The organism is Suicoccus acidiformans, from assembly GCF_003546865.1.
In the GTDB taxonomy this organism is placed as follows: domain Bacteria; phylum Bacillota; class Bacilli; order Lactobacillales; family Aerococcaceae; genus Suicoccus; species Suicoccus acidiformans.
Genome location: NZ_CP023434.1, coordinates 1,667,035 through 1,691,341, shown reverse-complemented (window position 1 = coordinate 1,691,341; position 24,307 = coordinate 1,667,035). Strand labels below are relative to the sequence as shown.

The following is a 24,307-nucleotide window of genomic DNA, read 5'->3' as shown; positions in this document are numbered from 1 at the left end:
CATGTTACTCGGTTCACACGTTTCACTGAAGGGGAAAGAGATGCTCCGAGGTTCAGCCCAAGAGGCTGCCTCCTATGGGGCAAATGTCTTCATGGTATATACGGGCGCGCCACAGAATACAAGGCGCAGATCTTTGGATGAATTTCATATTGAAGAAGCTCATGCCTATATGAAGGAAGTTGGGATTCACGCTTTAACGGTGCACGCTCCTTACATTGTCAATCTAGCCAATACCACTAAGGAAGGTTATCATGAATTTGCGGTAGCCTTTCTTCAAGAAGAAATCAAACGTGCGCATGCCCTTGGGGCAAGGCAGGTTACCTTGCATCCAGGTGCCCATGTTGGCGCAGGGGTTGAAGCGGGCTTAGAACAAATTATCCATGGACTCAACGAAGTTATTAACCCAGACCTCCCTGTCCAAATCGCCTTGGAGACGATGGCAGGTAAAGGAACGGAATTGGGTGCGCGCTTTGAAGAGTTGGCTTATATTATTGAAGGCGTTGACCGCAGTGAATACTTATCGGTCACGTTTGATACGTGTCATGTTCATGACGCAGGTTATGATATTACCGGAGACTTTGAAGGTGTCTTAGCAGAATTTGACCGCATCATTGGCTTGGACCGCATTCAAGTACTGCATATTAATGACTCATACAATCCCTGTGGTAGCCATAAGGACCGCCATGCTAACATTGGTTTGGGCCAGATTGGCTATCCTACCTTGAAGCAATTCGTTCATGATCCTCGCTTTAAGGCAATCCCCAAGATACTTGAAACGCCTTGGGTCAGCCTCAGCGATGAAAATAAAGTGAAGCTTCCGCCTTATAAACAGGAGATTGCCATGCTGAAAGCCGGAGAATTTAATCCAAACTTATTAGAAGACATCCGAACTGAATTAGCATTATAAGAAAGACTGCTTGCCCTGGTGGATAAGCAGTCTTTTAAAGTCTTATAGGTATTTGGAAGTTGATTTAATTGTCCATAATCTAAACTCCCCCCAAAAATATGTAGCACAATGAAGATAATTATGATTGAGTATAAAATAGGGGGGATTTACGCTGAAAAGCTAATGTACGTTATTCTCAACGGTTGAAATATAGCTTAATTATAGCGGACCGGCATATTCATAATATCCAAGATAATCGTGGCTGACTCCTCAATGCTTCGGTCAACGACATTGATAACGGGACAATCTAACTGACGGTACAATTCATCTGCAAAATTGAGCTCTTCTTCAACACGTTTGATAGAGGCATAGCGCGTGCCACTATCCATGCCGTATTCAATCATACGTGTTTCGCGCAGACGGTTAATGGTGTAAGGATCATTGGTCAGGCCGATGATTTTCTTTTTGTCGGTTTTGAATAATTCTACAGGCGGTTCGTTCTCGGGAATCAAAGGTATATTTAACACTTTATACCCAAGAGTTCCTAGATACATGCTGAGCGGGGTTTTACCCGTGCGGGAGATTCCAATAATAATGATTTCTGCTTCATCCATCCCGGAAGGATCCCGGCCATCATCATATTGAATACAGAATTCAATCGCTTCAATACGCTTGAAGTAGGCGTCGGACAATTCATGCTGGGCCCCGGCAATTTCAGAAGGTTCAACTTCTAAGCGTCTTTGAATTTCCAGGACAAATGGTTGAATAAGATTGTAGCAAATGAGGCCTGTTTCAATGCAGAAGCGTTCGACATATTTAGCGAGTTGATTATCGGCTATGGTTATAAAGACGAGACCATCTAAGGCCGCCGCTTCCTGTAGGATGTCATTTAAGGCATCGGTGTCATTAACAAAATTATGGCGATGTAATTTGGTGCGTGCTTCAGGGAACTGGGCAAGGGCAGAGCGGGCAACTTTTAAAGCGGTATCACCAACAGAATCCGAAAGAATATAATAGTGTAAAATCTTGGACATGCTGATCCTCCTAGGTAAATCGTAATGTTTCTCATTTAACATTTGATGTTATTTGTACTATAATACCATTAAAGTCTGAGGGGAGTCGAGGTTTTTTGAATACAATGCATACAATGGAGCATAAGCAGACAAACGAAGAGCTTGTAGAACAGGGATTAGAGACACTAAGAGCTAACCAATTCAAAATAACACAAAAGCGTAAGGAGATTCTTGAACTCTTTGCTCAAAAGCAACACTATATGTCAGCTCAAGACGTTCATGAAATACTGCGAGAGAAGTATCCGACAATGAGTTACAATACAACCTACCGTAATTTATATGACTTTGTCGAATGTGATTTATTAGAGACAACGGAGTACCGCCAGCAACAACTCTTTAAAATTCATTGCATAGGAGACCATCACCATCATCACTTTATTTGTACGAAATGCGGTAAATCTATTCCGATTCATCATTGTCCGATGCATTTATTGGAAGATGAACTGCAAGGGGTCCAGATTGAATTTCATCGCTTTGAAGTCTTTGGCTTATGCGCAGACTGTCAGTAATGATCATATTTTTTGCAAAAAAACTTGAAATCAAGCTTTAGTTTGCTATAATGTACCATGAACTTTATTTAGATTACATTATCGTTGGGTCTAAGAAAGGTTACATAAGCTTGGGAGGAGGGATTTATATGTCTAAAACAGTTGTTCGTGACAACGAATCATTAGACGACGCTCTTCGTCGCTTTAAGCGTAACGTTTCTAAAACCGGTACTCTACGTGAAGCGCGTAAGCGTGAATATTACGAGAAGCCAAGTGTTCGCCGTAAGAAGAAATCTGAAGCAGCACGTAAGCGTAAATACTAATTGTGTAGGGATCAGGTGAAACTATGTCACTGACAGAGCGAATCAATCAAGACGTTAAGCTGGCGATGAAAGCTAGAGATAAAGATCGTTTGAAGGTTTTACGCATGATCAAAGCTGCGCTTCAGAATGAACAGTTGAATCATGACGAGCCTTTAACTGGAGACCAAGAGTTGACGATTCTTAATCGTGAGATGAAGCAACGCAGGGATTCTTTAGCTGAATTTGAGCAAGCTGGACGTGAAGATTTAGTCGAAGAAGTAAAAGCTGAAATTGTGATTGTCGAAGAATATCTGCCTGAACAATTATCTGATGAAGAAATTCGTCAAGTTGTTCAAGATGTTATCGAAGAGGTGGGCGCAAGTTCTCCAAGCGATTTCGGTAAAGTAATGGGACCTGCCATGGCTCGCTTGAAGGGTCAAGCGGATGGTTCAAAGGTTAATGCCATTGTTAAGGAATTATTACATTAATACATGGAAGATCTAGATTAAGTTCTAGGTCTTTTTTGTCTTAGGGGGCTTTATTCAGAGTCGATGCAGGGTGTTTTTTGTATTTTCCTGTGATACAATAGCACTATATTACATAAAAAGGAGATTGTTGATTGACCGAATTAAACGAAGTGAATAAGCAAGTAACGGTTACTAATAGTGATTGGCTCGTAGCTCTCCTAGGTAACCGCGATAAGCATATTCAGCTCATTGAAGAAGAATTACCGGTTCGAATTGCCAACCGTGGCGAAATTATTTCGATTTCAGGGCAGGAAGAAGAGGTTGAACTTGTTCGGCAAATCTTTCTGAACCTGCTTCAACTACTCGAATCGGGTGTCCCTGTTAAGATGCCGGACATTGTAACAGCAATTAAAATGGCGAAAAGAGGCTCTTTAGATTATTTCGCTCACTTGTATGAGAAGGTAATCGGTCGAACTTATGAAGGCAAAGCTATCCGAGCGAAAAATTTCGGGCAGCTTGAGTACGTGCGTGCAGTTGAAGCTCATGATATCACCTTTGGGATTGGTCCGGCGGGCACAGGCAAGACCTTCCTAGCCGTTGTGCTGGCCGTAGAGGCTATGCGTGAAGGTCGTGTAAAGAAAATTATTCTAACGCGTCCAGCGGTAGAGGCTGGCGAAAGCTTGGGCTTCCTGCCTGGAGACTTAAAGGAGAAGGTAGCCCCATATTTAAGGCCCGTGTATGACGCTTTGTATACAATCTATGGGACTGAGCAAACGAATCGTTTGATGGAACGCGGTGTGATTGAGATTGCCCCGCTTGCTTATATGCGGGGGAGAACTTTAGATGACGCCTTTGTTATCTTGGACGAAGCGCAGAATACGACAATTGCACAGATGAAGATGTTCTTGACGCGCTTAGGCTTCGGCTCGAAGATGATTGTAAATGGCGACCATACTCAAATCGACTTACCCAAAGGGGTACGCTCAGGTCTGGTAGATGCACAGCAGACCTTGAAGGGAATTCCGCGGGTTAAATTTGTAACCTTTGATGAATATGACGTAGTCCGTCATCCGGTAGTGGCCGATATTATTCGAGCCTATCGCCGACATGATGACTAATTAGCAAGGAGGTTGCTGTGAAGACAAGATTAGAACAGTGGCAGTCACAAGCTGGCAAGTATTATTTCTTCATTGTGCTGATTATACTGTCACTGTTTGTGATTTTGCTAGGCTATAGCACGACACTGCCCCAGCAATATAATTTCCAATTAAATCAAGTTGCTGAAACGACAATTCAAGCGCCAACCACAATTGAAGATGTGGAGATGACGGAACGTAACCGTGAACAAGCGCGTAATAGTGTTGCTGATGTATATGTTTATCAGCCGAATATTCGTGAAAGTCAATTGGCTTTATTGGAGCAATTGTTCCAAGGTTTGCGTGATGTACGTAAAGAGCGTTATTCAACGGAAAGTTTAAAGGAGATTGAAGCGGAAGAAGAATGGATGCAACGCTATATCGCCTTAGAAATTAATGCAGAACGGACAGATGAACAGGACGTTATCTTCGGTCAATTAGAGAAGAGCGAGAAATTATTTGCCTTGTTATATTATTTCTCAGGCCATTATGATGACTCCGTGGTTAATTTGCTGACACGGATACCCAGGGAATCGATTGTGTCCTTGGTCGAAATGTCAGATAATGATTTATCGACGATTAATCAAGCAACCGCACAAATACTCGATTCTACCTTGTCGAAGCCAATTCATGCCAATGAAATTATACAGATAATCGCCCAAGCGCGTACGCAACTGGATGGTTTGAATTTGAATTTTGAAAGTCGGCAAGTCACTCAAGATTTATTGCAACAATTGATTATCCCGACGATGGTATATAGTGAGGAAGAAACCGAGGAACGCCGTCAACAAGTGGCCAACTCTGTCCAGCCAAGTTATATTCTGCAAGGACAGATTATTGTTCAAGAAGGACATGTCATTGATCAAGACGATATGCGTCAGTTGGATTTGTTCGGTTATTTAGACCGGCGAGCGATGCGCTCAGCTGGCTATGGTTTCTATGCCTTAGTGCTCATTCAAGCCTTGGCTCTTTTAGTCCATTTCAGACAGAAATTAGTTGGAAGCAAGCAAGATGTATTATCAGCCAATGCCCAATTAACGGTGTATAGTGTCTCGATGGTTGCAATCTTAAGTGTCTTGAAGCTGTTAAGTCTACTGCAGCAGAACAACTTGGAACATGCCCTCTTGTTATGTCCCATTTATATTATGCCGATTCTACTATTGCCTTATACGTCAGAAGAATTATCGATTCTTGAGATAATCTTCTTTAATTTATTTGCGAATTTCTTTATCTCAAGTAATAGTATCATTGACATAACTTTGATTGTTCTCTTTTATCTGTTAAGTAGCTTACTTGGTTTCTTGGTAGCCTTAATTCAGAAACGCAAAGCAACACAACGCTTGCATATAGGCATGAGCTTATTGCTGCATGGCATTGTCATGGTGCCTATCTTGTCTGTCTTGAATTACCTAAGTGATATGCAGCAAACTGCCTTTATCCTGGCCATCGCAGCTGTTAATGTATTCATTGCGGGTGCTGCTTATTTCTTTATCCAACCATATTGGGAAGCGTGGTTTGGCCAACACTCGACCTTGGTCTTAAATCAACTTTCTAATTTGAATAATCCCTTACTGCTGGAAATTAGTGAGAAAGCGCCGGGAACTTACCACCATAGTATGATGGTTGCGACGTTGAGTTCCAATGCGGTCACTGCCATTGGTGGGGATGCCCTGCTTGCGCGGGTGGCAAGTTACTACCATGATGTTGGCAAGACGATTCATCCGATGTTTTTTACGGAGAATGTGCCGGCCCATATGGTAAGCCCCCACCAAAAATTAACCCCTAAAGAAAGTGCTGAAATTATTATTAGCCACGTAACTTTAGGGAGAGGCATAATGGAAGAGCACCATTTCCCGCAAATTATAATTGATATTTGCATGCAACACCATGGTACAACACGGGTGGGGTACTTTTACCATGAAGCCAAGCAGGATAATCCGAATGTAGATGAGGCTGATTTCCGCTATCCAGGGCCTAAGCCACAAAGTAAAGAAGCGGCGGTCATTATGATTGCAGATTCGGTTGAGGCAGCGTCTCGTAGTTTGAAAGATTATGAATTGGAAACCATTGAGAATTTAGTGGATTCCATTATTTGCGACAAGTTAAAAGACGACCAGTTTTCAGAGTCGGGACTTACGTTCCATGAAGTGAAATTGGTACGCCAGTCCTTAATTAATAATATTTCGGGTATGTATCACTCTCGTATTTCGTATCCGAAAGATTGAGGTGAGTAAATGAACGTAACGATTATCGATGAAGGCAATTATTTAAATGAGCAGGAGTCAGATTTGCTTAGAAATATTCTGACTGAAGCTGGCAAGGCCTTAAAATTGCCTGAAGATGCTGAAGTAGACGTGTCCATCGTCTCGAATGAAGCCATTCATGCTTTGAATCAACAGTACCGCCAAGTCGATCGGCCGACCGATGTCCTAAGCTTTCCCTTAGAAGAAGGGGAAGATGAGCTGGATTTAGCTTTTGGCGACTTGTTGAAGGTATTAAATATGCCAAGACACCTAGGAGATATTGTCATCTCTTACCCACGAATGCAGGAGCAAGCTGAGGAATATGGTCATTCTCAAGCAAGGGAGTTAGCATTTCTAGCGGTGCATGGTTTCTTACACTTGAATGGCTATGACCATCAGACGCCACAAGAGGAAGCAGAGATGTTTGGTATTCAAGAGAAAGTATTAGATAATTATGGCCTCTCCCGTTAAAGCTTCGCTAAAGAAATTTATTAAAAGCTGTTCTTTCGCAATAAGTGGTATTTACCAAGCATTTCAGACGGAGCGCAATTTACGCATAGAACTGTGCATAGGCCTGTTGACAATAGGGGCGGGCTTCTATTTCCAAATCACACTAGGGGAATGGCTCGCTGTCTTACTTGCTAGTGGTCTGGTCCTTTCGGCGGAACTATTTAACAGTGCGATTGAAACGGTAGTAGACCTTGTAGCGCAAGGGCAAGAATTACCTTTAGCGAAACGAGCTAAAGATATTGCAGCAGGGGCAGTACTGCTAGCGGCCTTGACAGCGGCGCTTATAGGCTTAATAATCTTTATACCATATATGAAATTACTTATTTAGAATGGAGGAGTTATGAAGGAACAAACATTTAAATCAGGCTTTATTGCGATCATCGGACGGCCGAATGTCGGTAAATCAACCCTATTGAATCGCTTCGTAGGCCAGAAAATCGCTATTATGTCAGATAAAGCCCAAACGACGCGTAATAGAATTCAAGGGGTTTACACAGACGAAACGGCTCAAATTGTTTTTATTGATACACCCGGTATTCATAAGCCTAAGCATGCTTTAGGTGATTTTATGTTGAAGACAACGTATTCTGCCTTGCAAGGTGTGGATGGGGTTTTAGTTGTAGTTAACGCCAGCGAACCCATTGGGCCGGGAGACCGCCTTGTCATTGAACGGGCTGCAAGTACGAAGGTACCTGTCTTCCTATTAATTAACAAGATTGACCTCGTTTCACATGAAGATTTATTGCCGATTATTGAATCCTATCGTCAGGAATATGATTTCGATGAAATTTATCCAATCAGTGCGACTGAAGGTGATAATGTGCCGGAACTACTTGAAGGAATCAAAGGGATTCTCCAAGAAGGTCCAAAATACTATCCGGCAGATCAAGTTATGGATCATCCTGAATATTTCGTTGTAGCAGAATTTATCCGCGAGAAAATTTTGCTTTTAACACGTGAAGAGATTCCACATTCTGTAGCCGTTCAAGTTGAGCGGATGCAAAGAAACGAAGATGGTAAAATTGAAATTCAAGCCACTATTATCGTTGAACGCAAAAGCCAGAAGGGTATCATTATCGGAGCGCAAGGTAAGATGATTAAGAAAATTGGCCAACTAGCTCGTCGTGATATTGAGCATTTGCTAGACGATAAGGTCTATTTAGATTTATGGGTTAAAGTTCAGAACAATTGGCGCGAACGCCAGAGTCAGCTAATGGACTTAGGTTATCGGCCTGATGATTATTGATAGGGATTTCTGGTACGATTATCAATTCATGCCTTATACTTTGGGCCAAGTTAAAAGCATGAACTGCACGGCAAGCTAAGGCGTAAGGAGGTGGAGGATGCAAGAGCGATTCGATGGGATTGTGTTATTTGAGCGCAAGTATAAAGAAAATGATGGCTTGGTTAAGATTTTCACCGAACCCTTTGGGACAAAGATGTTTTTTGTGAAGGGGCTTTACCGGCCCAATCATAAGCTGCGAAGTCAATTGCTTCCTCTGACGTATAATCGCTATATTGGTACAATTCATGCGGATGGTCTCTCCTTTTTGCAAGAAGGGGAGACTTTGAATTTCTTTCGGCAAATTCAAAGTGATTACCTCAGGCAGGCTTATGCAACGTATGTGACCCAACTTACGGATGCTGCCTTAGAGGATGCTGAGCCTAATCCCGCCGTTTATCAAATACTGCTCGGGGCCTTAGAGGCAATCAATCAGGATTTAGATCCAGCAATTATTACCTTGCATACGGAGTTGCATTTGCTGAAATTCTTCGGAATTTATTGGAATTGGCAAGGCTGTCTCTATTGTCAAGTAACTGATCAAGCGTTAGATATTAGTTTACGCCAGCAAGGTTTGCTTTGTCCAAGGCATTTCGATAAGGATGCTTATCGCTTACATGCCGATCCCAGGGCAGTCTTTGCCTTACGAATACTGGCAAGTCGGCCGATTGGAGCGATTCAGCGGATGGATTTAAGTCAAGCAACCTTGGCCCAAATGCGGCGGATTGTCGATGAGATATACCGGGAATATGTCGGGATACGCCTGCGTAGTAAGCGTTACTTAGAGGAGTTGAAGAAGAGTGAGGCGCTGAGCCAGGCCTTACTAGCGAAACGGAAGAAAAATCAGTGAACAGATTGACTTTTCTTAAGAAAGTTAGTAGAATAAATGCACTGTTAGGAGCGCATTGAAAGAAGACAGTCCAGCGACTTTGGGAAAGTGAGAGCCAAAGCGAGTCGAATGGTAGCTTCTACGTTTGAATTGAAGATAAAAGAGCCAACCTTGGTTGGAATTAGGGTGGAACCGCGAGATGATCGTCCCTATGATTGAGTGTAGACTTAATCATAGGGCCTTTTTTATGAGGAGGAAAAGAAATGAAGCCACAGACAATGCAAGATATTATTCTCACATTACAGAATTATTGGGCGAAAGAGGGCTGCCTTTTATTGCAAAGTTATGATACGGAGAAAGGTGCGGGAACGATGAGTCCGTATACTTTCCTTAGAGCCATTGGTCCAGAGCCTTGGAACGCAGCTTATGTTGAGCCATCACGCCGCCCAGCTGATGGGCGCTATGGCCAGAACCCAAATCGTTTGTATCAGCATCATCAGTTTCAAGTAGTTATGAAGCCTTCGCCTTTAAATATTCAAGAGTTATACTTGGATAGCTTGGTGGCTTTAGGTATTAATCCTTTAGAACATGATATTCGCTTTGTTGAAGATAACTGGGAGAATCCGTCTTTAGGATGTGCAGGTCTTGGTTGGGAAGTATGGATTGATGGCATGGAAATTACCCAATTTACCTACTTCCAACAAGTCGGCGGCTTGAAGTGCGACCCGATCATGAGTGAGTTGACTTATGGGCTTGAACGCTTGGCTATGTATATTCTAGACGTAAACGATGTTTACGATTTGCAGTGGGCCCCGGGCGTTAAATACGGCGATATATTTAAGCAACCAGAATTTGAACATTCTACGTATTCCTTTGATATCAGTGATGCAGATATGTTACATAAACACTTCGAGAACTATGAACAGGAAGCCCAACGCTTGCTAGCTGAGGGACTCGTTCATCCGGCTTATGACTATATTCTTAAATGCTCGCATACCTTTAACTTGTTGGATGCCCGAGGTGTTATTTCAGTGTCCGACCGGGCTGGGTATTTAGCTAGAATTCGAAAGCTTGCCCGTGGTGTTGCAGAACGGTTTGTGGAGAGTCGTGAAGCTTTAGGCTTCCCATTGCTGAAAGAAGAAAGTAAAGCATAGAAAGGTAGGTCAACCATGGCAGATTATTTATTAGAAATTGGAATGGAAGAAATTCCAGCACGCTTTGTCCTCTCCTTAAGAGATCAATTAGCGGAGCGTGTTGAGGCATTTCTGGAAGAGAATCGTTTATCTTATACTTCTATCGATCGCTTTGCGACACCTCGTCGCTTAGCCGTTCGTGTGAATGGCTTGGCAGAGCAACAAGAAGCCATTCAAGAGCATAATCGTGGTCCTGCTTTACATATTGCTAAAGATGACCAAGGGGCCTGGACTAAAGCAGCTTTAGGTTTTGCCCGCGGTCAAGGAATTGAAGTGGATGATTTGCTTGAAGAAGATGTGAATGGAACGATGTATGTCTTTGCTGACAAATATGTGGAAGGTTTAGCTAGTGAAGAAGTGTTGAAAGATATTGATCAAGTTATCAAGGCGATGACTTTCCCAGTATCGATGCGTTGGCATGACTATGACGTAGCTTATATCCGGCCGGTACACTGGTTAATATCTTTATATAATTCAAAGGTGTTGCCATTAAGTTTTGTAGGGGTGAAGGCGGGTAATCAAACACGAGGCCACCGCTTCATTGGTAAGAATGTTCAACTTTCGCATCCGAGCGAATATGAGAGTGCCTTGAGAAATGAGCAGGTTATCGCAAGCTTTGAGAAGCGCCAAGACACTATTAGTCAACAAGTTGAGGCCATTGCCCAAGAGAATGGCTGGCATGTGCCCCAAGATTCTGATTTATTAGAAGAAGTAACTGCCATTGTTGAATGGCCAACCGCCTTCTACGGGCAATTTGATGAGAATTACTTACAAGTACCAAGTATTATACTCAAGACAGCGATGCGCGATCACCAGCGTTATTTCTATGTGGAAGACACCAAGGGTGAGCTGCTGCCATATTTCATTTCCGTACGCAATGGGAATGAAGAGCATATTGAGAATGTTATTAAAGGGAATCTCAAAGTACTAAAGGCACGACTCGAAGACGCCTTATTCTTCTATGAGGAAGACTTGAAGTTACCATTGGAAACTTATGTTGCTAAATTGGAGCATGTGAACGAACATTATAAACTTGGCTCTTTAGCAGACAAGCAAGTGCGTGTGAAAGCTTTAATTGAAGAGCAATTCTTACCGCATTTAACAGGAGCACTAGAGTCTGAAGCAGGGCAAGCAGCAAGCCAAGCGGCTGAAATATATAAATATGATTTAATGACCTTGATGGTGGATGAATTCTCAGAGCTACAAGGCACGGTTGGCGAGTTGTACGGGGAACACTACGGACTTTCTAAAGCTATTGCTCAGGCGATTGGCAGCCAATATATGCCTACCCAAAGTGGCGGATCCTTACCGGATACTCAAGCTGGTGCGCTCTTAGCAGCAGCGGATAAATTAGATACTTTAATGCAGTACTTCCAGGCGGGTCTTATTCCAACTGGTTCTAACGACCCATATGCCTTAAGACGGCAAGCTAGTGGCTTAGTTGAAATTATTTGGGATCAGCAGTGGGACTTTGACTTATTAGCTGTTATCGAGAAAGAAATGACAGAAAGTTCAGAGCGCCAGCAATTAATTGAATTTATTCAAGCACGTATTATCCAGCATTTACAACAAGATGGCATTGCTCATGATATTATCCAAGGAGCGACCTCAGCCAATCACTTAAATGTATTAGAGACGATCCAAGTTGCCACAAACCTTCAGGCGAAACGTAAGGAAGCTCCAGAAGCGTATCGTCAATTTGTTGAAGCCATGAGTCGCGTCTTAAACTTAGGTAGCCAAGTCGAAATAACCGGCGCAATGAATCCAGACTTAGCTGAAACAGAATCCGAAACAGCGCTGATTCAAGCGATTCAAGACCTTTCCCAAGAAGGTTCAATTGCTGAGCAACTTCAACAATTGCATGACTTGGTGCCAGTGATTAGTGATTATTTCGAAAATAATATGGTGAATGCTGAAGATGCCACAATCCGCCACAATCGTCAAGTAACCTTAGCGAACTTGAGTCAATGGATACTTAATTTAGTAGATGCACGCGCCTTAATTAGTAAATTTTAAGCCGAATGAAACAGAAAGGAGGGGTGCTCTATGTCGACTTTTCTAGATTTCGCTAAAGTAAATGTCAAAGCCGGCAAAGGCGGCGATGGAATGGTTGCCTTCCGTCGAGAGAAATATGTACCCGATGGGGGGCCTGCAGGTGGTGATGGTGGGCAAGGTGGCGACGTCATCTTTCAAGTGGATGAAGGTCTGAGAACCTTGGTAGATTTCCGCTACAATCGTCACTTTAAAGCTGATAACGGCCAAAACGGTATGAGCAAAGGTATGTACGGTCGTTCAGCCGAAGATTTAATTGTGAAAATCCCGCCAGGTACCCTAGTTAGAAATAGCGAAACAGGAGCCTTGCTCGGCGATTTGGTTGAGCATGGCCAACGTCTAGTCGTAGCCAAAGGTGGTCGGGGTGGTCGCGGTAACATGCGTTTTGCGACCCATAAGAATCCGGCACCATCCATTGCCGAAAATGGTGAACCGGGTGAGGAATTTGAATTAGAACTTGAGTTGAAATTGCTGGCGGACGTAGCCCTAGTAGGCTATCCGAGTGTCGGGAAATCTACCTTGCTTTCCGTCATTAGTAATGCGAAGCCTAAGATTGCTGATTATCAATTTACAACCTTAGAACCGAATCTCGGTGTAGTCAAAATGGGCGTCGACCGCGAATTTGTCGTGGCTGATACGCCTGGACTTATTGAAGGTGCTTCCCAAGGCGTAGGTCTAGGGACACAATTTCTTAAGCATATTGAACGAACTAAAGTCATCTTGCATGTGATTGATATGGCTGCCAGTCATGGGCGCGATCCTTTTGAGGACTTTGTCAAGATTATGGACGAGTTGGGAACGTATCACGAGCGAATTCTTGAACGGCCGATGATTCTTGTCTTAAATAAGATGGACTTAGCTGAAGCCCAAGAGAATTTGCCAGAGTTTCAAGCTAAGATTGCGACTTACTACCAAGAGCATCCAGAACTCACACAAGCCGAGCAATTTCAAATTAGTGGATGGCAAGCTAAGGGACTGCAGGCATTGTTGGATCGAACGGAAGAAATTGTTCGTGAGACGGAATTTATCCCCTTGGAAGAGGAGACAGTCGAGAGCGTTGTACACTATGGTTTGGAAGAAGAGGAACCCGATTTCGAAGTCCATCGCTTAGATGGAGACTATTACTTAATCACCGGAGCCAAAATTGAGAAGCTTTTTGCCATGACGAATACGGCTCATGATGAAAGTTTAGCCCGCTTTGCTAGACAAATGCGCGGCATGGGAATTGATGATGCCTTGCGTAAAGCAGGTGCTAAGAATGGCGATACCATTGAACTTTCAGGCTTCCAATTTGAGTTCATGGAGTAGGTGAATGGAATGAAACAAAGCAATACCCAACGCTTAGATGTGTTCGACGGGCTGAAAGGCTTGGCGATTCTACTTATTCTAGGCTACTATTTCTTTCAACACATTGTTCCCGGGGGTTATTTGGCTGTTAATTTGTTCTTAGTGATTGCCGGTTTCTTTAATTTCAGGCATTTCTATATTGCGGATAGCCAAGGCAAGCAGCCGAAAATTCGCAGTTATTACCGGAGGCGCTTTGAACGGTTATTCTTCCCGATGTTGGCAATGATTGTAACGGTGACCACCTTTATTATGTTGTTTGCCCGGGAGTATTTCTTTAATATTCGCAATATGGCCCTGTCGGGTCTGGTCTTCTTGAATAATTACTATCAAATTTTTCAAGAGCAGTCTTATTTCGTACAGGCAGCGAATCCAAGTGCCTTTACGCATCTTTGGTATGTTTCGCTTTTGGGACAGCTGCTTCTTTTAACCCCGATTGCGGTGAAATTGTTCTATTCTTGGAACCGCAGACCTGCGGTGGCGGCTAACTTCTTGCTGGTGGTGTCTTTAATTTCGGCGTTCTTGATGGCTTATTGGTATCCCGAAGGGGGCGATCCGACTCGGGTTTATTATGATTTATTAACCCGGGCATCTGCCTATACGTTTGGAGGGGCACTGGGCTTTATATTTCCGGCTAAATTAGAAGCGAAGCCTTTGGCGTCTAAGCCGAAACTAGTCTTGAATGGCATTGGCCTGATAGCGGTTATTATGCTGTTCTTGATGGTTAACTTTATGTATGGTACGCAAGCTTTTGCCTATCGTTTCGGGATGACACTGTTTACCTTGACGAGTGGCTTATTAATAATCGCCGCCATTCATCCTGATACTATTTGGCATAAGCTACTCAGCTTCAAGCCCTTAGCATGGTTAGGCCGGCGCAGCTTCTCCTACTACCTCTGGTATTACGCAATATATTTAGTACTACCGACGGTGATGGGCAATTTAGCTAAATCCATGACCTGGCTGACTCTTATCCAAATGCTGGTCTTGATTATTGTAGCTGAATTCTCTTACCAAATCTTTGAACAGCAACGTATCCAATTGCCTTTAGGACAGCACTTTAACTTGAAGAAAAGCCAAATGCAATTTAACTTCTTGAAGAAACACCCGCAACAGTTAACGGCTGTGAAGGTCTTGACAGGTATTTATGCTATTGTGTTTATTATCGGTAGTATCGGGGTACTGGCAGCGCCAGAATCACGGTCTGATACGGCTGAAGAATTGCAATCAGTTATTGTCTCTAACGAGGAGTTAGCTGATCAAACGCAAGATGAGAGCACTCAAACAAATAAGGTTATTAATAATATCGAAGGTCTGGACCAAGAAGAAACACTCTATGCCAGTGGCTTAGATGTTACCTTCGTTGGGGATTCTATCTTATTAGCTGCGGCTGAAGATATTCAAACAGTCTTCCCCAAAGCTATTATCCAGGGAGAGGTAGGACGTCAACTGTACAGGAGTGTCGATACGATTGAACAGCTTAAGACAAGTAATCTCCTGCAATCGACAGTTGTGACCATGCTTGGGTCTAACGGAACCTTTACCCAGAATCAATTGGATGATTACATCCAAGCCGTAGGTACCGACCGCGACCATTATTTCGTCACGGCGAATGTAAATCGACCGTGGAATGATGACGTAAACCGTCAACTCTTTAACGCGGCACAGAGATATGGGAATGTTCATGTTATTGACTGGGAAACATATGCTAACGATCATCCGGAGTGGATGTATGAAGATGGTGCACACCCGAATAAAGAAGGTGCCAAAGAGCTAGCGGTGTTTATCGCTCAGGAAGTCTACGGACAGCGTTAAGACAAGTTATATAGAGATATTTTTAAATCCGAATTATTCGCCAAAAGGCTTCGGCTTGGGCGGATGATTCGGTTTTTCTTTGTAGCATAAATTTCCCCTTTCAAAAAATCTTTATAACACTGAGCTGCACTGCATATTTATACAACCCATGCTGAAAATAATATCTCCTGAAAAAAGCAGCCTTATCAACGTTCGGCAATATTTATATTCTTTGAAGTGTATGATTTTGGGGAAGATTAGATTATAGTTTGTATGCACTCATTCAAGGATGTGTCTGTCGCAAAATATAATTTTGAATAGAAAAGCGTGTTTTCTACTAAAGATTCCGTGTTATATCTTGAAAATTACGCTATAATGACACAAGTGTGAAATTAGAAAAGATGTGAGACAATGGAATTATTATTTCTCGGCACAGGAGCTGGCGTACCTTCAAAAGGGCGCAATGTGAGTTCTTTGGCCTTAAAATTATTAGACGAATTGAATGAAATTTGGATATTTGATTGTGGTGAAGCTACCCAACATCAAATTCTGAAAACAACGTTAAAACCGAGGAAAGTAACTCATATATTTATTACGCATTTACATGGAGACCATATCTTTGGTTTACCTGGTTTTTTAAGTAGTCGTTCTTTCCAAGGGGGAGATAATGAACCTTTAACCATTTATGGACCGAAGGGTATTAAAGGCTATGTGGAATCCTCCTTGAGGTATTCACAGACAAAACTGCAGTATCCTTTGAAGATAGTCGAATTAGATAGTCAAGGAGGGAGCATTGCCCATCAAGGTTGGCTGATTGAATATTTACCACTGAAACACGGCGTTGAGTGCTTTGGCTATCGGATTATAGAACCTGATAAAGAAGGTGAGCTTCTTGTTGGGAAGCTACAAGAATATAATATCCCGAATGGACCTATTTTCGGTCAACTTAAGCGGGGTGAAATTGTGACACTAGCTGACGGGACTGTCTTGGATGGGAAGGATTTTATCGGGCAGCCTAAAGCTGGGCGTGTTATAACAATTCTGGGCGATACCCGACCGAATGCCAATATCGACATTCTAGCTAAGGATGCAGACGTACTTGTTCATGAAGGCACACACAGTCAAGATGAAGCGAAGATGGCGCATCGCTATTTCCACTCAACTGTTGCTGATGCAGCCAAGGCCGCTGAAAGAAATCAAGTGAAGCAATTATATATTAACCATATTAGTTCAAGATATTTAGCCGCTGATGTTAAGCAGTTGGCTAATCAAGCCAAACGTATCTTTCCCGAAAGTCAGATTGTCCATGATTTACAGCAATTTGAGGTGGACTAAGTGGGGAGAGTAACGGGTAAAGTTTGGCTTGTTACGGGTGCCAGTAGTGGCATTGGTCGGGCTGTAGCCTACGGACTTGCTAAAGAGGGTGGGCATTTAATTCTGCTTGCCCGGCGCAAAGAGAAACTCATCGAAATTGCCCAAGACATATTTCGCCGTTATAAGGTGGATGTCTTAGTTATTGCTGTAGATCTGACAGATAACCATGCTTTGGAACATGCTATTAATTGGGCTTTTGCCAAGCGTCCTGTTATTCATGGTGCAGTGCATTGCGCAGGCTATGGCTTATTTAAAGAAGCTGTGGCCTTATCCTATGAGGATATGCGGCAAATGCTCCAAATTAATACCCTTTCAGCGATGCATGTAAGTCAACTTTTGACCCAGCAATGGCTAAAGCGTGGTATCCCAGGCCATCTGACGCTAGTGGCATCTTCAGCGGGCAAGATTGCGACACCAGCGTCTGGGGTGTACTCTGCGAGTAAATCTGGTATAATAAGCTATGCAAATAGTTTGCGCATGGAAGTTGCCCATGCTGGCATACAAGTAACCGTGGTGAATCCTGGACCGGTTCGCACAGCTTTCTTCTCTCATGAAGCAAGCATGCAGGCGTATTTAGAGCGGGTGTATCCTTTGGCCCTGGAGCCGGATAGTCTGGCTCAGGAGATTATTCAAGCAATGGGGAGCAAACGTAAGCCCCGGGAGCTTAATCGCCCTTCGATACTGCAGTTAGCTTCCCAATTATATGGTTTGTTTCCGATCGTTGGGGATTTTGTCGTCAAGTATTTTTTCAACCTCAAGGAGGGCTAAGTGATGAAAGAACAATGGAAAGTTATTTTAATGATTATTATCTTAATCGTCGTCGTTATTTTCTCTTTGCAGAATACGAATTCTGTAGCGATAGATTTCTTTGTACGGACGGTTGAAATACCACTGGTATTAGTGATTTTATTTAGTGTCCTTGTTGGGGTTATTGTTGGTTTAGTTACTTCCGTGGCTTCTATTCAAGGCTACCGTAAAGATGCGAAAGGTTTCGAACGGGAAGCAAATCAGTTGCGCGGTGAATTGACTGAAATGCAAATTAAGAAAGACAAAGAGATTAGTGAGTTAAAAGCACAAGTTCGCGAACAAGATTACCAAGCTGATCATACGGCTACCTTGCTTGACTATGAAGAAATAACAGATGATTCAATTGAAAGCGAGTCAGCAATGGCTTCAGATACTGCACCCCAGGCCGCAGATACAGTCGATGGCGAAACGGAAGTAGAGGCTGAAGTGGTTGAGGTAATTGATGCAGATGAAGCGGATGATGCAGTGGTTGTTGTAGAAGCTACCAATGACGAGACCTCTGAAGACGATAAAGATGAACAAGATGAGGTTATCCAATTGTAAGGAGAAGATGAAATTTGCAATTGAATTTAGCACGCTATCAATGGGAGTATACCGAACCCTCAGAAGGTGAGCTCGGTGCAATGCAAGCACGTTTCCAAGAAGCCGGGATTGATGTCAGTCCCGCTTTTTTGCGTTTTCTATTCCAAAGAGGCATTGTTGAACCAGAAAGCTATCGGAAAGTTACCGATCCGACTCCGCAAGTGTTCCATGATCCCTTCTTAATGTATGATATGAGCCGGGCTGTTGAGCGGATTCAAGAGGCGATTGCGAGTGAAGCGGCCATACTCGTCTATGGGGATTATGATGCGGATGGTATTACGAGCACGCTCATTATGTATGAGTGCTTAGAAAGTTTAGGGGCGCATGTTACTTATTATTTACCCAATCGCCATCAAGATGGCTATGGCCCTAATTTAGAGCGGTACCGAGAATTTATTGAACAAGGAATTGAGTTGATTATCACCGTAGATAATGGGGTAGCTGGCTTTGAAGCAATTGCTTATGCCAAAGAGCAAGGAGTTGATGTCATTGTCACCGACCACCATGAGCTCCAAGATACCTTACCGGATGCCTATGCAATTGTCCACCCCCGTCATCCTGAAGGAGCCTATCCATTTGGTGATTTGGCTGGTGCGGGTGTAGCTTTAAAATTAGCGGCCGCCTTACTCGAAGAAGTCCCGGTTGAAGGACTTGAGTTAGCAGCGATTGGTACGATTGCTGATATGGTGTCGCTAACTGATGAGAACCGCACCATCGTCTTAAGTGGCCTCAATTTATTAAAGAATACACCACGTATTGGCTTACAACTTTTATTTGATGAGCAGAACATTCAAGCAAGTGATATTACTACAGATACAATCGGCTTCGTCATTGGCCCCCGTCTGAACTCCTTGGGTCGTTTAGGAGATCCTACACCTGGTTTGAAATGGCTACAGACATATGATGAGCAAGAGGCGCAAGAAATCCTTAACTTTATGAACGAAGAGAATGCGCGAAGGCAAGCTATTGTCCAAAGTATTGAGCGGGAAATCATTGCCAAGCTAGAGACAGCTTCTGCATTGCCTGATGTTATTATAGAAGGGCAGGCTGGTTGGGCAGCTGGGGTTTTAGGGATAGTTGCGAGTCGTTTGGTGGAACGCTACCATCGACCTGTTCTGCTCTTTGAACACCAAACTGAAGCAGGAGTATATAAAGGGAGCGGGCGGAGTATTCAAGGTATCAATTTGTTTGAATGGCTCAACGAGCAGAAGGAATATATAGCGTATTTTGGCGGGCATAGTCAGGCTGCGGGCTTGACGGTTGATGAACGGCAGTGGACTGCCTTTAAAGAGGCTATGGAAACCTCTAGCACTGCCTTCCAAGAAATCATTGAAGCTCCTAATCAGTTAACGATTGATCTGAAAGTAAGCCTAGCTGAAATTGACGAGCCGTTAATTGAGCACTTAAGTCTTTTAGGTCCTTTTGGTATGGATAATCCTCGACCTTTAGTCTATGTTGAAGATGCGACTATTATTTCTATTCGAGCCATTGGTCAAGATCAAAGTCACATTAAATTAAATGTAGCCCAGGGTACTGATAGCTTGCAGGTAATCGGCTTTTCAAAAGCTGAACAGTGCCATCGCCTGAAAGAGCAGACTACTGTCTCGCTTGTGGGTTACTTGGATATGAATGAATGGAATAATCAACGTCTGCCACAATTGCAGTTAGAAGACATTGGACTAAAGGGAAGTCAGTGGCTGGATTTACGAGGAAGTCGTTTGGAAACAAGCCTATTCGAATACTCAGATGCCTTATATGTATTTACCCATACAAAGCTCTTGAATTATGCGCAAGCATATATTAAAGCAAGTTCTAAGGCAATTTTATACGAGCAATTGAGTGAATCAGATATGAAGTATACACGCCTGGTCGTTGTAGAACCACCGAAAGCCTTAGATGATTTGCGGACACTATTAGAACATGATTGGCAAGAGATTCATTGGCGGGTTTACATTCAAGAGTCGAAGTATTTAGCTGGCTTACCAGACCGGCAAGATGCAAGCAAGCTCTTTCGTTATATTCAACAGCGGCCACAATTTGAAATTCGTCCGGAGTTAGCTTCGCTGAGTCAGCAGCTAAATATTTCATCTACGCGCTTAAAGTTACTTATCTTAATGTTTTATGAGGCAGAATTTGTTATAATAAAAGACGGTTGGTTGGCCTATCAACAAGATATTGAAGCGAAAGTAAATTTAACAGAACTTGATGCTTACCAGGCTTTTGAAAAGGCGATGGAGATAGAAGCCCTATTGAATTATCAACCTTTGTCGGTTATACAAGAATATTTTGAAGGGAGCGACTAAGATGAATTTAAAAGATTATATTGCTAAAGTTGAAGATTATCCAGAAGAGGGGGTCACATTCCGTGACATCACGCCTTTAATGGCAAATGGAGAGGCTTTCCACTATGCAACAGAACAAATCGTAGAGTACGCTCGGTCGCTTAAAGTCGACTTGGTTGCAGGCCCAGAGGCCCGTGGCTTTATTATTGGTTGCCCAGTCGCTTATGCATTAGAAATTGGCTTTGTTCCGGTACGTAAACCGAATAAGTTGCCAAGAGAAACGGTCGAAGTGAATTATGATTTAGAATATGGCTCAAATACGTTAACGATGCATAAGGATGCTGTCAAACCTGGTCAACGGGTGTTAATTATTGATGACCTGTTGGCGACAGGGGGAACCATTAAAGCGACGATTGATTTAATCGAAGCCTTAGGTGGCGTGGTAGCCGGCTGTGCTTTCCTTATTGAATTAGAAGATTTAAAAGGTAAAGAGCAATTAGCTGGTTATGAATATAAGACGTTGATGACTTATTAAATGAGTTCATTTCTCATGGAGACACCTGATAAGGTGGTTGAAAGCTAGTTCCAGAGATGGGCTTTGCCTTTAAACTGCATGAAACACAAAAACAGCTTCTTGCTTTATGACAAGAAGCTGTTTAAGATAAATGCTTAAAGTTCACGGTAAAGTGCGACAACTTTTCCTATAATAGAAACATCATCGAGAACAATATCATCCATCGTGTCATTTTCGGGACGCAAAATAAAGTGATTGTCCTTCTTAAAGAAAGTTTTACACGTCACTTCATCTTCAGCAGTCATTGCCACAACAATCTCCCCATTCACAGCAGTCGGTTGACGGCGAACTGTGATGAGGTCGCCATCAAAGATACCAGCATTCACCATACTTTCGCCATTAATTTCGAGCATGAAGAGGTCATTCTGATCGAAGTGATCTAAATTTGGTGGGACAGGATAGAATTCAGTTGCTTCTTCAATGGCCAAGATTGGTTCACCAGCAGCGACGCGACCAAGTAAGGGGATTTTATCAGATTGAATACCTAGAACTTCAAAGGCAGCCGGTGTCAGTTCAATAGCGCGCGTTTTACTTGCGTCTCGGCTAATATATCCACCTTTTTCTAGGCGAGACAAGTGACCGTGAACGGTTGAAGTGGAGGCTAGCCCGACGGTGGCACCGATTTCTCGGACGGTAGGCGGATAGCCATTGGCTTCAATTGCATCGTAAATGCACGTAAGAATGTTCAGTTGTTTCGATGTTATGGAGCGCATATTATCATCTCACTTCCTTTATTTGTTTTTATTATACCAGAATCCAAAACAAAAAACAAACAAGTGTTCGTTGAAAGGAGAAAAAATTTGCTTAGCGAAGAAAAATTAAAGAGACTTAGAACCCTAGCTCAAAAGAAACGTGAAGACAGCTTAACGCCGGAAGAAGCCCAAGAGCGCGAAGCTTTACACCAAGAGTATTTAAAGAATTTCCGGCGCGGTATGCGTTCGCATATTGAAGGGATTAAAGTGGTGAACAGTGATGGGGATGACATCACGCCTGATACAGTTAAGAGAATTCAAAAGGAGAAAGGCTTGCATCAACGGGAGAATGAAGATATTCCTGAAGCTTAGACTAGGAATTTCTGCTTCATTCGTGTAATATAAGACTATTGAATAAACAAAGGAGGTCAAATTTTGGCTACTTGGATGTGGATTTTACTTGTGATTGTTGCGTTAATTGCTGGTTTGGTTGGAGGCTTCTTTATTGCCCGTCGTTATATGATGGATTACTTCAAAGAAAACCCACCGATTGACGAGCGAATGATTTCGCAAATGTTGGCGCAAATGGGTCAAAAACCTTCGAAGAAGAAAGTTCAACAAATTATGAACTCGATGAAGGTGCAAAATAAATAATAAACATTAGCAATGTAACTAAATGCCTTTAGTTATATTGCTATTTCTTTTCTATTGCTGAAAAAACGGTACATGGAGACCATCTAACCCCCTAGAGTTAAACACCTTAATGAATATAATTATTACTGAATGTTGATAAGACTGCATTTTCAGGAATAATTATTTTATTATTTCTTATGTTGTATTAAATAGGGAAATTTACGACACTAGAAAACCTCCGCCTACTCGTGTTGCAGGCGGAGGTCAATTGAGGCGTCTATAATCTATCTAATTCTGCCCGGAGTTTAGTAAAGGCCGATTCGATTGCGCCATCTATTTCGGCGAGCTTCTTCTTATCGTATTTAACGTCGGGCTCATAGGTAATCGGCTCTCCAAAGATAATCTTGGCTTTCTTGCGGGTAATGAATTGAAAGAAGCCAATGGGTGGGTCGATCGCGACTGGAATGATATTTGTCTTGCTCATGCCTTGAATGAAGCCCGTACCGGGTTTGATTTCAGTTGAGTGGCGTGTTCCGGTTGGGAAAATTCCCAGGAAAGCTTCGCCAGTCCTCGCAACAGTAGCGGCGTGGCGAATCGTTTGAGTAGAGGGCTTTTCGCGGTTAACTGGAAAGACGTTTCCCTTGCCAAGAATATAAGCTAGAGGCTTCCAGGTGAATAATTCCTGCTTTGCCATAAAGGCTACTTTTAAAGGATATATCGTAATCGCAATCAAGAAGGGGTCGGTATTGGAAAGATGGGTCATTGCTAGAATGCCCGTGTTGTCTTGGGGTAAATTCTCTGTGCCATAGACTTTAGGCTTTCCATTAAGTAAATACATAAAGAAACGTATAATTCGAACGAGATAATCATAGGCGGTCATAAATAAATTCCTCTCCGTTTGAACAATATACCTCTATTTTACCAGGATTTTATGATAGAATCTATTCTAGATGAAATTTTGCTAGAAGGAGGCAACTCATGCGAGCGATTATTAACGGATGGACACTAGTGGCGCTGATTGTACAATTGTTCCATGGACCGATTATTTATGGCCAAGAAGTTGAGCTGCTTGAAGTATATCCAAGTGATGCTCAAGCTTTTACTCAGGGCTTAGAGTTGACCCCGGAAGGTCAATTATTGATGGGGACCGGGCTTTACGGGGAGTCGCATTTGGGCTATATTGATTTAGCAAGCGGTAAACTGCAAACGAAAGTATCTTTAGGAGAAGAATACTTCGGTGAGGGCATTACGATTAAAGGTGATACAATTTGGCAGTTGACTTGGCAAGAGGAAGAAGTCTTTGTCTATCGCTTAGCAGATTTTCAGCCTGTTACGTCCTTTACTTATGAAGGCGAAGGGTGGGGCCTGGCCTATGATGAAGAGCGAGATATTTTCTGGATGACAGACGGAAGCCATTTACTTCAGAAGCGCGATAGTGAGACGTTTGCTTTATTGGAAGAAATCGCTGTTGAAACGAAAGATGGGCAAGCTGTGGATCAGTTGAATGAAATAGAATTTGCCAATGGCTCGATATATGCGAATCGTTGGTATGAAAATGAAATTATTCAAATCTCCCCATCAGGCCAAATACTTGCGCGCTACGATTTGACCCAAATACTTAGGGATTTACCATTAACTAAGCAAGAACGTCAACAAATGGATAGTCTTAATGGAATCGCTCATATCGAAGGCGATCGTTTCTATGTTACAGGGAAGTTTTATCCAGTAATGTTAGAAGTCACGTTAACAAATAATTAGAGGAGA

Annotated in this window: 25 protein-coding genes; 22 read left to right on the top strand and 3 right to left on the bottom strand. The window is 42.8% G+C overall.

The genetic code is table 11. The annotated features are described in order from the left end of the window. The first annotated feature begins 1 nt into the window (after position 1). Complete coding sequence (locus tag CL176_RS07955; RefSeq protein ID WP_118990827.1) at positions 2-907, top strand: deoxyribonuclease IV; 906 nt, start codon at positions 2-4, stop codon at positions 905-907. A gap of 194 nt (positions 908-1,101) precedes the next feature. Here CL176_RS07955 and CL176_RS07950 read toward each other — a convergent pair whose 3' ends face one another. Then, positions 1,102-1,920: a pyruvate, water dikinase regulatory protein gene (locus CL176_RS07950; RefSeq protein ID WP_118990826.1), complete on the bottom strand. Its 819-nt coding sequence runs from the start codon at positions 1,918-1,920 to the stop codon at positions 1,102-1,104. 104 nt (positions 1,921-2,024) lie between these two features. On the opposite strand from CL176_RS07950, the gene CL176_RS07945 reads away from it, so the two are divergent. The 18 genes from CL176_RS07945 to CL176_RS07860 all read left to right on the top strand — a co-directional run bounded on the left by CL176_RS07945 (position 2,025) and on the right by CL176_RS07860 (position 21,179). Beyond that, the gene (locus CL176_RS07945; RefSeq protein ID WP_118991601.1) at positions 2,025-2,468 is read left to right on the top strand and encodes a Fur family transcriptional regulator; all 444 of its coding nucleotides are present in this window, start codon (positions 2,025-2,027) and stop codon (positions 2,466-2,468) included. 128 nt (positions 2,469-2,596) lie between these two features. Next, positions 2,597-2,770, top strand: coding sequence for a 30S ribosomal protein S21 (rpsU, locus tag CL176_RS07940; protein ID WP_118990825.1), 174 nt, complete (start codon positions 2,597-2,599; stop codon positions 2,768-2,770). 23 nt (positions 2,771-2,793) lie between these two features. Next, entirely contained in the window at positions 2,794-3,237 is a 444-nt protein-coding gene (locus CL176_RS07935; RefSeq protein ID WP_118990824.1) for a GatB/YqeY domain-containing protein, read from the top strand. 131 nt (positions 3,238-3,368) lie between these two features. Further along, positions 3,369-4,334, top strand: coding sequence for a PhoH family protein (locus CL176_RS07930; RefSeq protein WP_118990823.1), 966 nt, complete (start codon positions 3,369-3,371; stop codon positions 4,332-4,334). Between the two features lie 17 nt (positions 4,335-4,351). Next, positions 4,352-6,577, top strand: coding sequence for an HD family phosphohydrolase (locus tag CL176_RS07925; protein ID WP_118990822.1), 2,226 nt, complete (start codon positions 4,352-4,354; stop codon positions 6,575-6,577). Between the two features lie 9 nt (positions 6,578-6,586). Then, positions 6,587-7,066, top strand: a complete 480-nt coding sequence (ybeY, locus tag CL176_RS07920) for an rRNA maturation RNase YbeY (protein ID WP_118990821.1) — start codon at positions 6,587-6,589, stop codon at positions 7,064-7,066. After that, positions 7,050-7,433 (top strand): diacylglycerol kinase family protein, encoded by a 384-nt coding sequence (locus tag CL176_RS07915; RefSeq protein ID WP_118990820.1) that lies wholly within the window; start codon positions 7,050-7,052, stop codon positions 7,431-7,433. Before ybeY ends, CL176_RS07915 begins: the two co-directional genes overlap by 17 nt. A 12-nt stretch (positions 7,434-7,445) precedes the next feature. Further along, entirely contained in the window at positions 7,446-8,351 is a 906-nt protein-coding gene (gene era / locus CL176_RS07910) for a GTPase Era (protein WP_118990819.1), read from the top strand. A 97-nt stretch (positions 8,352-8,448) separates the two neighbouring features. After that, positions 8,449-9,237 carry a DNA repair protein RecO gene (recO, locus tag CL176_RS07905; RefSeq protein ID WP_118990818.1) on the top strand — a complete coding sequence of 263 codons (789 nt, stop codon included), beginning with the start codon at positions 8,449-8,451 and terminating at the stop codon, positions 9,235-9,237. Positions 9,238-9,479: 242 nt separating this feature from the next. Then, entirely contained in the window at positions 9,480-10,370 is an 891-nt protein-coding gene (gene glyQ, locus CL176_RS07900) for a glycine--tRNA ligase subunit alpha (protein ID WP_118990817.1), read from the top strand. Between the two features lie 15 nt (positions 10,371-10,385). Beyond that, positions 10,386-12,425: a glycine--tRNA ligase subunit beta gene (gene glyS / locus CL176_RS07895; RefSeq protein ID WP_118990816.1), complete on the top strand. Its 2,040-nt coding sequence runs from the start codon at positions 10,386-10,388 to the stop codon at positions 12,423-12,425. 30 nt (positions 12,426-12,455) lie between these two features. Further along, on the top strand, positions 12,456-13,769 hold the full coding sequence (gene obgE / locus CL176_RS07890; protein ID WP_118990815.1) for a GTPase ObgE: 1,314 nt from the start codon (positions 12,456-12,458) through the stop codon (positions 13,767-13,769). Positions 13,770-13,778: 9 nt separating this feature from the next. Next, positions 13,779-15,620 (top strand): acyltransferase family protein, encoded by a 1,842-nt coding sequence (locus CL176_RS07885; RefSeq protein WP_118990814.1) that lies wholly within the window; start codon positions 13,779-13,781, stop codon positions 15,618-15,620. A 390-nt stretch (positions 15,621-16,010) separates the two neighbouring features. Further along, positions 16,011-16,934: a ribonuclease Z gene (rnz, locus tag CL176_RS07880; protein ID WP_118990813.1), complete on the top strand. Its 924-nt coding sequence runs from the start codon at positions 16,011-16,013 to the stop codon at positions 16,932-16,934. Further along, positions 16,935-17,741, top strand: coding sequence for an SDR family NAD(P)-dependent oxidoreductase (locus CL176_RS07875; protein ID WP_118990812.1), 807 nt, complete (start codon positions 16,935-16,937; stop codon positions 17,739-17,741). Between the two features lie 3 nt (positions 17,742-17,744). Continuing rightward, positions 17,745-18,323: a lipopolysaccharide assembly protein LapA domain-containing protein gene (locus CL176_RS07870; protein ID WP_118990811.1), complete on the top strand. Its 579-nt coding sequence runs from the start codon at positions 17,745-17,747 to the stop codon at positions 18,321-18,323. Positions 18,324-18,337: 14 nt separating this feature from the next. Beyond that, complete coding sequence (recJ, locus tag CL176_RS07865; protein ID WP_118990810.1) at positions 18,338-20,665, top strand: single-stranded-DNA-specific exonuclease RecJ; 2,328 nt, start codon at positions 18,338-18,340, stop codon at positions 20,663-20,665. A gap of 1 nt (position 20,666) precedes the next feature. Next, the gene (locus tag CL176_RS07860) at positions 20,667-21,179 is read left to right on the top strand and encodes an adenine phosphoribosyltransferase (RefSeq protein WP_118990809.1); all 513 of its coding nucleotides are present in this window, start codon (positions 20,667-20,669) and stop codon (positions 21,177-21,179) included. Positions 21,180-21,313: 134 nt separating this feature from the next. On the opposite strand, the gene lexA is transcribed toward CL176_RS07860, so the two are convergent. After that, positions 21,314-21,931, bottom strand: coding sequence for a transcriptional repressor LexA (gene lexA / locus CL176_RS07855; protein ID WP_118990808.1), 618 nt, complete (start codon positions 21,929-21,931; stop codon positions 21,314-21,316). A gap of 87 nt (positions 21,932-22,018) precedes the next feature. Here lexA and CL176_RS07850 point away from each other — a divergent pair, with 87 nt between their 5' ends. Beyond that, the gene (locus CL176_RS07850; protein ID WP_118990807.1) at positions 22,019-22,282 is read left to right on the top strand and encodes a DUF896 domain-containing protein; all 264 of its coding nucleotides are present in this window, start codon (positions 22,019-22,021) and stop codon (positions 22,280-22,282) included. 63 nt (positions 22,283-22,345) lie between these two features. Beyond that, positions 22,346-22,564 carry a YneF family protein gene (locus tag CL176_RS07845; RefSeq protein WP_205528104.1) on the top strand — a complete coding sequence of 73 codons (219 nt, stop codon included), beginning with the start codon at positions 22,346-22,348 and terminating at the stop codon, positions 22,562-22,564. A 256-nt stretch (positions 22,565-22,820) separates the two neighbouring features. Here CL176_RS07845 and CL176_RS07840 read toward each other — a convergent pair whose 3' ends face one another. Beyond that, the gene (locus CL176_RS07840) at positions 22,821-23,423 is read right to left on the bottom strand and encodes a lysophospholipid acyltransferase family protein (RefSeq protein ID WP_118990806.1); all 603 of its coding nucleotides are present in this window, start codon (positions 23,421-23,423) and stop codon (positions 22,821-22,823) included. Positions 23,424-23,521: 98 nt separating this feature from the next. Between CL176_RS07840 and CL176_RS07835 the strand changes: the two genes are divergently transcribed. Next, complete coding sequence (locus tag CL176_RS07835; protein ID WP_118990805.1) at positions 23,522-24,301, top strand: glutaminyl-peptide cyclotransferase; 780 nt, start codon at positions 23,522-23,524, stop codon at positions 24,299-24,301. Positions 24,302-24,307 lie beyond the last annotated feature (6 nt).

Excerpts from the sequence above, each read along its gene's own strand:
- CL176_RS07840 (WP_118990806.1), bottom strand. The coding sequence starts at position 23,423 with ATGACCGCCTATGATTATCTCGTTCGAATTATACGTTTCTTTATGTAT.
- CL176_RS07950 (WP_118990826.1), bottom strand. The coding sequence starts at position 1,920 with ATGTCCAAGATTTTACACTATTATATTCTTTCGGATTCTGTTGGTGAT.
- lexA (WP_118990808.1), bottom strand. The coding sequence starts at position 21,931 with ATGCGCTCCATAACATCGAAACAACTGAACATTCTTACGTGCATTTAC.
- era (WP_118990819.1), top strand. The coding sequence starts at position 7,446 with ATGAAGGAACAAACATTTAAATCAGGCTTTATTGCGATCATCGGACGG.
- CL176_RS07935 (WP_118990824.1), top strand. The coding sequence starts at position 2,794 with ATGTCACTGACAGAGCGAATCAATCAAGACGTTAAGCTGGCGATGAAA.
- CL176_RS07915 (WP_118990820.1), top strand. The coding sequence starts at position 7,050 with ATGGCCTCTCCCGTTAAAGCTTCGCTAAAGAAATTTATTAAAAGCTGT.
- CL176_RS07945 (WP_118991601.1), top strand. The coding sequence starts at position 2,025 with ATGCATACAATGGAGCATAAGCAGACAAACGAAGAGCTTGTAGAACAG.
- glyQ (WP_118990817.1), top strand. The coding sequence starts at position 9,480 with ATGAAGCCACAGACAATGCAAGATATTATTCTCACATTACAGAATTAT.
- obgE (WP_118990815.1), top strand. The coding sequence starts at position 12,456 with ATGTCGACTTTTCTAGATTTCGCTAAAGTAAATGTCAAAGCCGGCAAA.
- CL176_RS07885 (WP_118990814.1), top strand. The coding sequence starts at position 13,779 with ATGAAACAAAGCAATACCCAACGCTTAGATGTGTTCGACGGGCTGAAA.
- recO (WP_118990818.1), top strand. The coding sequence starts at position 8,449 with ATGCAAGAGCGATTCGATGGGATTGTGTTATTTGAGCGCAAGTATAAA.
- CL176_RS07955 (WP_118990827.1), top strand. The coding sequence starts at position 2 with ATGTTACTCGGTTCACACGTTTCACTGAAGGGGAAAGAGATGCTCCGA.
- rpsU (WP_118990825.1), top strand. The coding sequence starts at position 2,597 with ATGTCTAAAACAGTTGTTCGTGACAACGAATCATTAGACGACGCTCTT.
- ybeY (WP_118990821.1), top strand. The coding sequence starts at position 6,587 with ATGAACGTAACGATTATCGATGAAGGCAATTATTTAAATGAGCAGGAG.
- CL176_RS07835 (WP_118990805.1), top strand. The coding sequence starts at position 23,522 with ATGCGAGCGATTATTAACGGATGGACACTAGTGGCGCTGATTGTACAA.
- CL176_RS07860 (WP_118990809.1), top strand. The coding sequence starts at position 20,667 with ATGAATTTAAAAGATTATATTGCTAAAGTTGAAGATTATCCAGAAGAG.
- CL176_RS07870 (WP_118990811.1), top strand. The coding sequence starts at position 17,745 with ATGAAAGAACAATGGAAAGTTATTTTAATGATTATTATCTTAATCGTC.
- rnz (WP_118990813.1), top strand. The coding sequence starts at position 16,011 with ATGGAATTATTATTTCTCGGCACAGGAGCTGGCGTACCTTCAAAAGGG.
- glyS (WP_118990816.1), top strand. The coding sequence starts at position 10,386 with ATGGCAGATTATTTATTAGAAATTGGAATGGAAGAAATTCCAGCACGC.